Consider the following 13,370-nt stretch of genomic DNA (forward strand, 5'->3'; position numbering starts at 1 on the left):
ACACATATTTTCGCAGAAAAGCAAAATAATAGACAAAAAAATAGCCCGAATACTGAGTAATCGGGCTATCACATTATCTAAAAGCTATCTGCTTTTTTACTTCTTTTCCGGTCTTGGCATCAATACTTTTCTTGAAAGTTTGAATTTTCCTGTCTTCGGATCGATGTCGATCAGTTTCACTTCGATCTCATCACCTTCCTTGATTCCGGCTTCTTCCACTGTTTCCAGACGTTTCCAGTCGATCTCGGAAATGTGCAGCAAACCGTCTTTACCCGGCAGGAATTCAATGAATGCACCGTAAGGCATGATAGAGCGAACTTTACCTTTATATACTTCGCCTACTTCAGGAACAGCAACGATTGCTTTGATCATGCGCATTGCATCATCAATACATTTCTTGTTGGTTCCGGAAACTTCGATGCGTCCCATACCGTCTGTTTCTTCGATAGTGATAACAGCACCGGTCTCTTCCTGCATACCTTGAATGATTTTTCCACCAGGGCCGATTACAGCTCCGATAAATTCTTTAGGAATAGTCATTGTTTCAATGCGAGGAGCATGGTCTTTCAGGTCAGCACGCGGTTCAGCGATTGTCTCGGTGATCTTGTCAAGGATGTGCATACGTCCTTCTTTAGCCTGGTTCAAAGCACGTTCCAGAATTTCGTAAGACAGACCGTCTACCTTGATATCCATCTGAGTAGCAGTGATACCGTCTCTTGTTCCGGTTACCTTGAAGTCCATATCTCCGAGGTGGTCTTCGTCACCGAGGATGTCAGACAATACAGCATATTTTTCTTCGCCCGGATTCTTGATCAGTCCCATAGCAATACCCGATACCGGCTTCTTGATCTTCACACCGGCATCCATCAATGCCAGTGTTCCGGCACATACGGTAGCCATAGAAGAAGAACCGTTAGATTCGAGGATTTCCGAAACAACACGTACTACGTACGGATAGTCAGCAGGAATCTGTCCTTTCAAGGCACGCCAAGCCAAGTGACCGTGACCGATTTCACGACGGCCTACTCCACGTTGAGCTTTTGCTTCGCCTGTAGAGAAAGGAGGGAAGTTATAGTGCAGCAGGAAACGTTCTTTTCCGTGTTCCAATACATTGTCGATAATCTTTTCGTCGAGCTTCGTACCCAGAGTGACAGAAGTCAGAGACTGAGTTTCACCACGAGTGAAAATAGCAGATCCGTGAGGACCGGGCAGAGGACCAACCTCACACCAAATCGGGCGGATTTCAGTAGTCTTACGACCATCCAGGCGCTTGCCTTCGTCAAGAATTGAACGACGCATCGCTTCTTTTTCTACATCATGATAGTAACGGTCGATCAGCGGAGCTTTTTCTTCAAGTTCTTCTTCAGAGAACTGAGCCTTGAACTCTTCGCGGATAGCATCAAAAGCATCGAAACGTTCGTGCTTGTTGTTATTTCCGGAAGCAGCTACTGCATAAGCCTTGTCATAACAAGCCTCACGAACTGCCTTACGCAATTCTTCATCGTTTACTTCATGGTTATATTCACGTTTCACTGTCTTGCCTACTTCTTCAGTCAGCTCCATCTGAGCCTTGCAATGCACTTTGATAGCTTCGTGAGCTACCTTCATTGCTTCCAGCAGTTCAGCTTCAGATACTTCGTGCATTTCGCCTTCTACCATCATGATGTTATCATAAGTAGCGGCAACCATCAGGTCCATATCAGCTTTTTCCAGTTGGTCAAAAGTAGGATTGATTACAAACTGACCGTCGATACGTGCTACACGTACTTCCGAGATCGGTCCGTTGAAAGGAATATCTGAAACAGCGAGTGCTGCAGAAGCTGCCAATCCGGCCAGTGCATCCGGCATATCTACACCGTCAGCAGAGAAAAGGATGATATTTACATATACTTCTGCGTGATAATTATCAGGGAATAGTGGGCGGAGAGCGCGGTCAACGAGACGAGAAGTCAAAATCTCATAATCGGAAGCTCTACCTTCTCTCTTGGTGAAGCCACCAGGAAAACGGCCGAATGCCGCAAATTTTTCTTTATACTCTACCTGCAAAGGCATGAAATCTGTTCCGGGAACTGCATCTTTAGCGGCACAAACAGTAGCTAATAACATGGTGTTTCCCATGCGTAGCATTACAGAACCGTCTGCCTGTTTTGCCAACTTTCCCGTCTCGAGTGTGATGGTTCTTCCATCAGGTAACTCGATCGTCTTAACAATTGGGTTAATCATAAAAATTGTTTTATCTATACTTTTCTTTCAAAATTCCTGCAAAGATATACATTTCTCGTTGTAATCAGGTGGAAATGAGCTAAAAAGTTAGACGCTATATGTTTTTTTTGCAAAATAGAGGTGAAGAAGCAGGCAAAAAGCTTTGAGTAATCTTGAAAAGACGTATATTTGCAACTCTTAAAAAACACACGAGATATGAAAAAGATAACTTTTGTAGCGCTTGCCGCACTTACCATTACAGCTTGTAGTTCCGGTCCTGAGTTTGAAGTGAACGGAGACATATCAGGGGCCGACGGGAAAATGCTTTATCTCGAAGCTTCCGGTCTGGAAGGTATTGTTCCGCTTGATTCGGTTAAATTGAAAGGAGAAGGTACATTCAAGTTTAAACAACCCCGCCCCGAATCACCCGAGTTTTATCGCTTGCGGGTAGACAACAAAGTCATCAACTTTTCTGTGGATTCTATCGAAACGCTACAGATCAACGCTCCATACGTTGATTTCTCTACCGCCTACACGGTAGAAGGATCTGAAAACAGCAGTAAGATAAAGGAACTGACGCTGAAACAAATCAATCTTCAAAAGAATGTGGACGAGCAACTGAATGCGCTGCGTGCCAACAAACTGGGACACGATACGTTTGAAGAGAACCTCGCAACACTGCTGAAGAACTATAAGGAGGACGTCAAAGTGAATTATATATTCGCAGCTCCCAACACGGCAGCCGCTTACTTCGCCCTGTTCCAAAAGCTGAATGACTATCTGATCTTCGATCCGCTGAACAACAAGGACGATGTAAAATGTTTTGCAGCTGTCGCTACCAGCCTCAACAATACATATCCGGATGCTGTACGTTCAAAAAATCTATATAATATCGTAATCAAAGGGATGAAAAATACCCGTCAGCCACAGAGCAAGTCTCTGGAAATTCCACAGGACAAGATCATCGAGACCGGTATTATCGACATCGCCCTGCGTGACGTGAAAGGAAATACCCGCAAACTGACCGACCTGAAAGGGAAAGTAGTGCTGCTGGATTTCTCCGTATTCCAGTCACCGGCAGGAGCGCCTCACAATATGATGCTTCGCGAACTATATAATAAATACGCAAAGGATGGGCTGGAAATCTATCAGGTATCTCTCGACGCAGACGAGCACTACTGGAAAACCGCAGCAGGCAACCTGCCCTGGGTTTGCGTACGTGACGGCAACGGTGTCTACTCGACCAACGTAGCTGTATATAATGTTCGCCAGGTTCCATCCATCTTCCTGATCAACCGGAACAACGAACTGAAGCTCCGCGGCGAAGACATCAAAGACCTCGAAGCATCCGTCAAGTCATTACTCTAAGTTGTTATAATTTAGCATATTTCATTTAAATATGTTACATAGCATCATTTTTCACTTGACAGATATCACTTAAAAGTCTATCTTTGCAGAGAAATAATTGAAGAGAGGGTTCCAACATGTGCCATGTTGGAATTCTTTTTTGTTTATATGACCATTTTAAATAAAAGGAGGAAAAACATCATGGCTTATATGTCAGAAGAAGGTTACAAAAAGTTAATGGCAGAATTAAAGGAACTGGAAACAGTGGAACGCCCCAAAATCTCTGCGGCTATAGCCGAAGCAAGGGATAAAGGCGACTTGTCGGAAAATGCAGAATATGATGCAGCCAAAGAAGCACAGGGGATGCTTGAAATGCGCATCAACAAATTGAAAACGGTCATTGCAGATGCCAAGATCATCGACGAGTCCAAACTAAAGACAGACTCTGTACAGATTCTGAACAAAGTGGAGCTGAAGAACGTCAAAAATGGCATGAAGATGACTTATACCATCGTTTCCGAAAGCGAAGCTAACCTGAAAGAAGGCAAGATTTCCGTAAACACCCCGATTGCACAAGGTCTGCTTGGCAAGAAAGTAGGTGATATTGCAGAAATTACCGTACCGCAGGGTAAAATTGCATTAGAAGTAGTAAACATATCAATTTAACAGAAAGGCAGGTCTCCGTGTGAGGCTTGCCTTCTTTTATCTATCAAAGATTATGGCAACAATATTCAGTAGAATCATCGCAGGCGAAATTCCTTGCTACAAGATAGCGGAAAACGATCGTTTTTTTGCTTTTCTTGATATCAATCCATTGGTAAAGGGACATACGCTGGTAGTCCCCAAACAGGAAGTAGACTACATCTTCGATTTAAGTGACGAAGACCTCGCAGCAATGCACGTATTCGCAAAGAAGATAGCCCGTGCCATCGAAAAAGCCTTCCCTTGTAAAAAGGTAGGCGAAGCGGTTATCGGCCTGGAAGTACCGCATGCCCATATCCACTTAATTCCTATTCAGAAGGAATCGGATATGTTGTTCTCCAATCCGAAACTGAAATTATCGGATGAAGAATTTAAATCCATTGCGCAAGCAATCAGCTCCTCTCTATAAAACATGATGACGACATAAGCGAGCGGGCACCCTGAGAAGGGCGCCCGCTTTTTTTCATATCATACATTATATATGATTATTTCTTCAAGGGGTCCGGCGACTTGTCTTTGCTTTCGGCTACCTCAACCAGATAAACGCCGATACAAATAAAAATGATGGCACACGTCTGCGTCCAGCTAAAACGGTCCTGTCCGAGAGCCAGAGAAGCAATGGTCGCAACAATCAGAATCAGATAACCGTAGATCGCGACGACTGTTGTTTTCAGATACTTCAGACCGACCGGAAGCAACATATAGCTGATCGTTGTCGGAAATATGAGTACAAACATCAATATCAGGAAAGGTGTCCAATGGAACGGCATAGAGAACACCGGCGCATCGAATCCTGTAATAAATGTCACAATAATAGCAGAAACCGCCGCACCGGAGAATGTATATCTCAACATAGTCATCGCCCCGATAGATGAAAGGATACGCTGACTCAGAATCAGATAGACAGCATAAACGATGGAACTGATCAGGCAAAGCATATTCCCCACGAAAGCATCGGAGGCCAAATCATCGCTCTGTTGGGTCAGGATGCAGACCAGTGCACCGACCAGTCCGATTGAGATTCCAAGAATTTTCTTCCATGTCGCCTTCTCCTTATAAAAGAAAATCATAATCAGAAACACCCAGATAGGCTGCAGACTGGTAAATATGGAACTGGATACAGGAGTCGTTTTACTCAATCCCGCCAGATAAAGAAACATAAAGCCGTACAGTCCGAATGCCCCTAACAGGAAAAGCAGCCATTTGTCTTTGGCGGATGACTTTTCCGGCGGCATGAACCATCCGATCACCCAAAATGCAGCGGCGGCAAAGGTGCAACGAAGTGTCGCACCTGTCAACGGGCTCATCCATAGGGGAAGCAGATACTTCAGGGCATTCATATTCAAACCGCTGAATATTTTTGATACAGCCATACTCAGATTGGCTTCCAGTTTCTTATTCTTCATCTTTTTTTATTTCAGTTGATCGTTAAACAAAAAGGTATCGCGGCGCAGGTAAGCCCAAAAGAATGTGACAATAGTTATCAACAAGTTGAAGACAAAAGGAAACTCTTGCGACTGGGTATGAAACAGATTTTGGAGAAAATCTATAATAAAAGGATAAAGCAAGATGGCGAGATAATTCATCATCATTACAAAAGCCAATGCCATTGTCGCCTTTTGAGGCAGTGCCGTATGTGTCGTTTTATCATACAGCATAGGCTGAATAATGCCATATCCCAAACCGACCAGGATACATCCCGGAATAATCAGCCATTCGATCGGGGCAATCCAGATCAGCGCCAGCCCCACAGCCATAGACAGGAGGCTGTATGCTTTGGTACGCTCTTTCAGTTCATCCACTATCTTGTCCAGACAGAAACCCGGAGCCATAATCGCTAAAAAGAAAAGCGAGATCATCAGTCCCGAATTGCCACTGGAGAAATGGTGTTTCTCCATCAGGAAAGAAAGGTTGAATATGACTGCCAGCACAATAAAAGTCGTCACTCCGTAGAAAAGCATGATCTGAAGCAGATGCCTGATATGGATTCCATATTTACTTCCTCCGGTATCTGCGGCAGCCGTTTGTCCGGATGGCGCGGTACTTTGAGAAGAAGGTTCGACGGCGGCGTCAGACCGGCTCTCTTTTAAGTGACCGACCAGCAGAATAGAAATCAAAGGGAGCAGATAGACCAAAAACGGCAAATGCCAGCTGACTTCCGCCAGATATCCGGTCACGGCAGTAGCTATCACCAATGTAAAATTGGTAATGGCAGAACTCAATCCGAATTGTTTCACCCGGTAAGTACCCACAAAGTATTTTGAGATTAATCCCGTGGACAGCGGAATAATCAGTCCGGAGCCGATGCCCAGCAGGGCACTCACGACGATTAATTGCCACATTTTGTTGGAGATCAGATACAAGATACCGCTTGCTGCAAAGAGCCAGAGTCCGATTTTCAGGATACGGACAAAATCAACCTTTTCCGTGAGCTTACCACCCAAAAGGATAAAAGGGATAATCAGCAACGATGGCAGCGAAGTCAACATCTGAATATCCAGGTCGGTCGCTTTCGGAAAGATTTTGGTAAGGTCGCCCAATATAGGCGAAACAGCCAGCCCCGGCAAAGAGGTCAATGCCGAGATAGACCAAATAGCTATTAAAGTGATAAGAGGTATTGTTCCCCTTCCAGTTTGTATTTTCATATACCGGTTCGTTAAAAGTTTAGGTCTGATGAAAACAATGATTACCTTATAAAGTTCAAATGAGGCAACAGTGAATATTCAAAAAACGGGTGAAAAACACCCAAAAACTATCAGATTATGGCCTAAAAACTATCCGCAAACAGTTTTTAGGCTAAATTCCGTCAGTTTCACCCCCGCCGTACTTAAAAAAATCCCGTAAACTTGCATCATCGAAATTTAACAACGAATATTCACAATTTAAAAAGCAACGTATATGAAAAGTGTAAGCTTCAGAAAAGATTTAGTAGGAGTACAAGACGAATTACTCCGTTTCGCTTATAAGCTGACAACCGACCGCGAAGAAGCAAACGATTTGTTGCAGGAAACATCATTAAAAGCATTAGACAATGAAGATAAATATATGCCTGACACAAATTTTAAAGGATGGATGTATACCATCATGCGCAATATCTTTATCAACAACTACCGCAAAGTAGTTCGTGACCAGACATTCGTTGACCGGACGGACAACCTTTACCACCTGAATTTACCGCAGGACACAGGGTTTGAAAGTACCGAAAAAGCCTATGACCTGAAAGAGATGCACCGTGTAGTCAACTCATTACCCAAAGAATACAGAGTGCCTTTCGCCATGCACGTTTCCGGCTTCAAGTACCGCGAAATCGCAGAAAAGCTGAACCTGCCGTTAGGTACGATAAAGAGCCGCATATTCTTCACCCGCCAAAAACTGCAGGAAGAACTGAAGGACTTCCGCTAAACCTTAACAACACAATTCAATAGGTATCAGATAACTATAAGCTGCCAGTTGTCAGCGAATAGCCAAAGGCAAGAGGGAAACAACCCCTTCTTGCCTTTTTTATTTCCGTTCCCCCCACCTTACGCCTGCCCCAAAGCCGCCCCTTAATAAACGCCAAATAATGTAAAAGCCGAAAACTTTCAAAACCATCTGCTGTTGTTGAGGGAAATTCGACGGGGAAAATCCCCATCGCCCTAAACCTTTAAAAAAACAAATTAGTATGGAAGATTTAAATTTCAGAAAAGGTGATGCAAAAACCGACGTATTCGGTTCAGACAGAATGTTACAACCCTCTCCGGTAGAAAGAATTCCTGATGGTCCAACCACCCCTGAAGTCGCTTACCAAATGGTTAAAGATGAAACTTTTGCCCAGACTCAGCCACGCTTGAACTTAGCTACTTTCGTAACCACTTATATGGACGATTACGCTACCAAGCTGATGAACGAGGCAATCAACATCAACTATATTGATGAAACCGAATATCCTCGTATCGCCGTAATGAATGGCAAATGTATCAACATCGTCGCCAACTTGTGGAACTCTCCGGAAAAAGATACATGGAAAACCGGTGCGTTGGCAATCGGTTCTTCCGAAGCTTGTATGCTGGGCGGTGTAGCTGCATGGTTGCGCTGGCGTAAGAAAAGACAAGCTCAAGGTAAACCGTTTGACAAACCTAACTTCGTTATCTCAACAGGTTTCCAGGTTGTATGGGAAAAGTTCGCGCAACTGTGGCAGATCGAAATGCGCGAAGTGCCTTTGACTCTTGAAAAGACCACTCTCGACCCCGAAGAAGCGCTGAAGATGTGTGATGAAAACACGATCTGTGTTGTACCTATCCAAGGTGTTACATGGACAGGACTGAACGATGACGTTGAAGCACTGGACAAAGCTCTCGACGCTTACAACGCCAAAACCGGTTATGACATTCCTATCCACGTAGATGCCGCCAGTGGTGGTTTCATTCTTCCGTTCCTCTATCCGGACACGAAGTGGGATTTCCGTCTGAAATGGGTACTTTCTATCAGTGTATCTGGTCATAAGTTCGGTCTGGTATATCCGGGACTTGGCTGGGTTTGCTGGAAAGGCAAAGAATACCTGCCCGAAGAAATGTCATTCAGCGTCAACTATCTGGGTGCCAACATTACTCAGGTCGGCTTGAACTTCTCTCGTCCTGCCGCTCAGATTCTGGGACAATACTATCAATTCATCCGTTTGGGATTCCAAGGTTACAAGGAAGTACAATATAATTCTTTGCAGATTGCCAAATACATCCACGGTGAAATCGCCAAGATGGCTCCGTTCGTCAACTACTCCGAAAATGTAGTGAACCCATTGTTCATCTGGTATCTGAAACCGGAATATGCAAAGAGTGCCAAGTGGACATTGTACGATCTGCAGGACAAACTGTCTCAGCACGGCTGGATGGTTCCGGCTTATACATTGCCTTCCAAGCTGGAAGATTATGTAGTAATGCGTGTGGTTGTCCGCCAGGGATTCAGCCGCGACATGGCAGATATGTTGCTGGGTGATATCAAGAACGCAATTGCCGAACTGGAAAAACTTGATTTCCCGACTCCTACCCGCATGGCTCAGGAAAAGAATCTTCCGGTAGAAGCCAAGATGTTCAATCACGGTGGTCGTCGTCATAAAACCGTTAAAAAATAAATTGATCTATGGACAAAAAAGTAACACTCGCTCAATTGAAAGAAGTGGTACAGGAGGCATACGATCAGGTGAAAACGAATACAGGCGGTAAGAATGCCGACTATATCCCTTATCTGGCCAATGTCAACAAAGATCTCTTTGGAATCAGTGTCTGCCTGCTCAACGGGCAGACCATCCATGTGGGAGATACTGACTACCGCTTCGGCATCGAATCCGTATCCAAAGTACATACGGCTATCCTTGCACTGCGCCAATATGGTGCCAAAGAAATATTAGACAAGATCGGAGCTGACGCAACGGGCCTGCCTTTCAATTCAATCATTGCTATCCTGCTGGAAAATGACCATCCGTCTACCCCGTTGGTAAACGCCGGTGCCATCTCCGCCTGCAGTATGGTACAACCTATCGGCGACTCTGCCAAGAAGTGGGATGCCATCGTAGAGAACGTGACCGATTTATGCGGCAGCGCTCCCCAGCTGATTGATGAATTGTACAAATCCGAATCGGATACGAACTTCAACAACCGCTCCATTGCGTGGTTGCTGAAGAACTACAACCGTATTTATGATGATCCGGATATGGCGCTGGACCTGTATACCCGCCAATGCTCATTGGGAGTAACGGCCTTGCAGCTTTCTGTGGCAGCCGGAACAATCGCCAACGGTGGTGTGAATCCGGTGACAAAGAAAGAAGTATTCGATGCCAGCCTCGCTCCCAAGATCACTGCAATGATCGCTGCCGTAGGTTTCTACGAGCATACAGGAGACTGGATGTATACCTCCGGCATTCCGGCTAAAACCGGTGTAGGCGGTGGTGTAATGGGCGTATTGCCCGGGCAGTTCGGTATTGCCGCATTCGCTCCTCCTTTGGATGGTGCAGGCAATTCGGTAAAAGCACAATTGGCTATCCAATATGTCATGAATAAACTGGGACTGAATGTATTCAGTGACAATCACTTGATCGTAGTCGACTAGTTTATCCGCTCTATGAGAAAAACAAAAGGTTGCTATCCTTCAAAGGGATAGTAACCTTTTCTACTATCAATATCTTACTTCTATTTTCCTTAAGTACTCTATTCAAAAAAACAATGTACTTGAACACTAATATTCTCATACCTTTGAGAAAAATTTCTCAAAGGTATGAGAATATTTTCTCAAAGGCATGAGTATTTTTTCTCATTGTGGTGAGAATATTTTCTCAAAGGTATGAGAACACGTTGAGAATATAGAGACTCATATCGCACTGTGTATCATCCCAATACAAATCGATACGGATATGAGTCTGACCTTATAAAAAAGGATTATGTCCCCTATGCAGACGCCGTCTTTTCTTCCTCTTCCGCATAATACTGCTTTTTCTTTTGATTAGACTGCTGAATCAGATTCGTAATATAGACTGTAAAGATCGGGAACATCATCATTCCCAAAGCTGCCAGCAGTACGGAGAGTACTCTTCCGGTGGTCGTCATCGCGATTATATTCGACCCGACGGTAGTCACATCCATAAATGCCCACCACAAAGCGTCTCCATAATCCGTGACCAACGGATTCACTTTATGTTCAAGGACAAAGAAGGCAAGGCTGGCGAAATAGACCGTTGCCAGCAACATCGTCAGATAGGAGACGAACAGGCTGGAAGCCCGGTTATAGGTGAGCCAGCCCACTACGATGGCCAATGCGTATCCCCCTCTCAGCAAAGGAATAAACCGGAGCAGGTAAGTGACTTCGGGAGAAAAGGTCCACCCGTAATACGCAATGATGTTCTGATAAGGGATCGCCACCAGCAAAAAGATAAAGTGCGTCCGTATATAACGCCACTTATGCTTTGCCAGAAAAAACTCCAGTACAAAATCGAACAGGAACCAGATGCAAATCCACAACTGGATCTTCATGTACGAGGACTGTGTATAAAAAGGAATCCCCTTAAACGTATCGATCGAAATACTAATAACCAGAAAAAGGGACATTAACAATATAATAATGTGGAGAATGCCATAAATCCCCTTTTTCCCCAGAATAAAATCGGAAAGCGCTGATTTCATAACTACTTAATTTATAATAAAATGATTCTTATGTAACTTATAATGCTTAGAAACAATCTGAGAAAGCGATTGTTTCGGAACAGGCGTCCGGAGGTTTACAATTGAGCCATCCGGTGATGTTAATTAACGAACTTTGAAAGAGATTGCGGAAACATCTCACGCAAAATGTTGTTATAACACTGACTTTAAAATATTTTTCACTTAAAACCTTAACTTATGGCAAATATTAAAAATGCAGTGAAGCTGGGCGTGTTTACCCTGGCTATCATGAACGTTACGGCAGTAGTATCATTGCGTGGGCTACCAGCCGAGGCCGTATACGGAATGAGTTCGGCCTTCTACTATCTTTTCGCGGCGATTGTCTTCCTTATCCCGACATCGCTCGTAGCAGCTGAACTGGCAGCTATGTTTCAGGATAAGCAAGGTGGTGTGTTCCGGTGGGTAGGCGAAGCCTACGGCAAGAAACTGGGATTCCTCGCCATCTGGGTACAATGGATCGAAAGTACGATCTGGTATCCTACCGTATTGACATTCGGTGCCGTATCCATCGCCTTCATCGGAATGAACGACGTACATGATATGTCGCTGGCAAACAACAAGTATTACACCCTCGTCGTAGTTCTTATCATCTACTGGCTGGCTACATTCATTTCTCTGAAAGGTATGAGCTGGGTTGGTAAGGTAGCCAAAATCGGTGGTATGGTGGGTACGATTATTCCGGCCGCTTTGCTGATTATATTAGGTATTATCTATCTGGCAACTGGAGGACAATCCAATATGGATTTCCACAGCAGCTTCTTCCCTGACTTTACCAACTTCGATAACGTCGTCCTTGCTGCCAGTATCTTCCTGTTTTATGCCGGTATGGAAATGGGCGGTATCCACGTAAAAGACGTAGAGAACCCTTCCAAGAACTATCCGAAAGCCGTATTTATCGGTGCGCTGATCACTGTTCTTATCTTCGTATTGGGAACCTTCGCATTGGGCGTTATCATCCCTGCTAAGGATATTAACTTAACTCAGAGTCTGCTCGTCGGTTTCGATAACTATTTCAGATACATTCACGCTTCCTGGTTGTCACCGATCATCGCTATCGCTCTTGCATTCGGAGTGTTGGCAGGTGTGCTGACATGGGTTGCAGGTCCGTCAAAAGGTATCTTTGCCGTAGGTAAAGCAGGTTATATGCCTCCGTTCTTCCAGAAAACAAACAAACTGGGTGTACAGAAGAATATCTTGTTCGTGCAGGGTATCGCTGTGACTGTACTGAGTTTGTTGTTCGTCGTTATGCCTTCCGTACAGAGTTTCTATCAGATTCTGTCACAGCTGACAGTGATTCTTTATCTGATTATGTATCTGTTGATGTTCTCCGGAGCTATCGCACTGCGTTATAAGATGAAGAAATTGAATCGTCCGTTCCGTATCGGTAAATCCGGTAACGGTTTAATGTGGTTCATTGGTGGTCTTGGCTTCTGTGGTTCATTGCTCGCATTCATTCTGAGCTTTATCCCGCCCAGCCAGATTTCTACCGGTAGCAATACCGTTTGGTTCTCCGTATTGATCATCGGTGCATTGATCGTAGTCGTTGCTCCGTTTATCATCTACGCATCCAAGAAACCGTCTTGGGTAGATCCAAACTCTAATTTCGAGCCGTTCCATTGGGAAGTTCAGCCTCAGGCTGTTACTGTCGGTGTTACTGCCAACAGTGCAAATGCCGCTCGTCCGGCTTCTGCTTCGACATCGTCTGCAAGTCCGGTCAGTTCCGCTACTGCCAGACCAGCAAGTACCCCAACTTCCGGTCCGGCAAGCGCAGGCTCTACAACCTCCGGTTCTACTCCGACAAGCAATCCAGCTCCTTCCGGTGGAAATACCGCAGCAAGCAACGGATCGCCAGATTCCGGAATTAAAGATGCGGGTGCACCTAAATCTTAAAAGCTAAACATATTGTTTACATAAATAATCCCACCTTGAATA

Annotated in this window: 12 protein-coding genes; 7 read left to right on the forward strand and 5 right to left on the reverse strand. The window is 44.6% G+C overall.

Translation table 11 applies throughout. The features are described from left to right. Window positions 1-96 precede the first annotated feature (96 nt). Window positions 97-2,223: a polyribonucleotide nucleotidyltransferase gene (gene pnp, locus KTR07_RS11730; RefSeq protein WP_117981408.1), complete on the reverse strand. Its 2,127-nt coding sequence runs from the start codon at window positions 2,221-2,223 to the stop codon at window positions 97-99. 195 nt (window positions 2,224-2,418) lie between these two features. Here pnp and KTR07_RS11735 point away from each other — a divergent pair, with 195 nt between their 5' ends. The 3 genes from KTR07_RS11735 to KTR07_RS11745 all read left to right on the forward strand — a co-directional run bounded on the left by KTR07_RS11735 (window position 2,419) and on the right by KTR07_RS11745 (window position 4,660). Next, window positions 2,419-3,570, forward strand: coding sequence for a TlpA disulfide reductase family protein (locus KTR07_RS11735; protein ID WP_008763566.1), 1,152 nt, complete (start codon window positions 2,419-2,421; stop codon window positions 3,568-3,570). Between the two features lie 180 nt (window positions 3,571-3,750). After that, the gene (greA, locus tag KTR07_RS11740; RefSeq protein ID WP_008765198.1) at window positions 3,751-4,215 is read left to right on the forward strand and encodes a transcription elongation factor GreA; all 465 of its coding nucleotides are present in this window, start codon (window positions 3,751-3,753) and stop codon (window positions 4,213-4,215) included. Window positions 4,216-4,267: 52 nt separating this feature from the next. Next, a complete protein-coding gene (locus KTR07_RS11745; RefSeq protein WP_008763564.1) occupies window positions 4,268-4,660 on the forward strand; it encodes an HIT family protein in 393 nt (130 codons plus the stop codon). A 76-nt stretch (window positions 4,661-4,736) separates the two neighbouring features. Here KTR07_RS11745 and KTR07_RS11750 read toward each other — a convergent pair whose 3' ends face one another. Then, complete coding sequence (locus tag KTR07_RS11750) at window positions 4,737-5,657, reverse strand: DMT family transporter (RefSeq protein ID WP_008765200.1); 921 nt, start codon at window positions 5,655-5,657, stop codon at window positions 4,737-4,739. A 6-nt stretch (window positions 5,658-5,663) separates the two neighbouring features. Beyond that, the gene (locus KTR07_RS11755; RefSeq protein ID WP_011108356.1) at window positions 5,664-6,896 is read right to left on the reverse strand and encodes an MFS transporter; all 1,233 of its coding nucleotides are present in this window, start codon (window positions 6,894-6,896) and stop codon (window positions 5,664-5,666) included. Window positions 6,897-7,149: 253 nt separating this feature from the next. Between KTR07_RS11755 and KTR07_RS11760 the strand changes: the two genes are divergently transcribed. Then, window positions 7,150-7,653 carry an RNA polymerase sigma factor gene (locus tag KTR07_RS11760; protein ID WP_011108357.1) on the forward strand — a complete coding sequence of 168 codons (504 nt, stop codon included), beginning with the start codon at window positions 7,150-7,152 and terminating at the stop codon, window positions 7,651-7,653. A 34-nt stretch (window positions 7,654-7,687) separates the two neighbouring features. Here the strand turns inward: KTR07_RS11760 and KTR07_RS28735 are convergent, their stop codons facing one another. Next, the gene (locus KTR07_RS28735) at window positions 7,688-7,882 is read right to left on the reverse strand and encodes a hypothetical protein (protein WP_081013496.1); all 195 of its coding nucleotides are present in this window, start codon (window positions 7,880-7,882) and stop codon (window positions 7,688-7,690) included. A gap of 30 nt (window positions 7,883-7,912) precedes the next feature. Here KTR07_RS28735 and KTR07_RS11765 point away from each other — a divergent pair, with 30 nt between their 5' ends. Continuing rightward, complete coding sequence (locus tag KTR07_RS11765) at window positions 7,913-9,358, forward strand: glutamate decarboxylase (protein ID WP_011108358.1); 1,446 nt, start codon at window positions 7,913-7,915, stop codon at window positions 9,356-9,358. 8 nt (window positions 9,359-9,366) lie between these two features. Continuing rightward, window positions 9,367-10,332: a glutaminase A gene (glsA, locus tag KTR07_RS11770; RefSeq protein WP_008765205.1), complete on the forward strand. Its 966-nt coding sequence runs from the start codon at window positions 9,367-9,369 to the stop codon at window positions 10,330-10,332. 335 nt (window positions 10,333-10,667) lie between these two features. On the opposite strand, the gene KTR07_RS11775 is transcribed toward glsA, so the two are convergent. Further along, window positions 10,668-11,399, reverse strand: a complete 732-nt coding sequence (locus KTR07_RS11775; RefSeq protein WP_011108359.1) for a potassium channel family protein — start codon at window positions 11,397-11,399, stop codon at window positions 10,668-10,670. Between the two features lie 216 nt (window positions 11,400-11,615). Here KTR07_RS11775 and gadC point away from each other — a divergent pair, with 216 nt between their 5' ends. Then, on the forward strand, window positions 11,616-13,328 hold the full coding sequence (gene gadC / locus KTR07_RS11780; protein ID WP_011108360.1) for a putative glutamine/gamma-aminobutyrate antiporter GadC: 1,713 nt from the start codon (window positions 11,616-11,618) through the stop codon (window positions 13,326-13,328). Window positions 13,329-13,370: the final 42 nt, after the last annotated feature.

The sequence above is a fragment of the Bacteroides sp. MSK.20.82 genome, assembly GCF_019052485.1.
In the GTDB taxonomy this organism is placed as follows: Bacteria; Bacteroidota; Bacteroidia; order Bacteroidales; family Bacteroidaceae; genus Bacteroides; species Bacteroides thetaiotaomicron.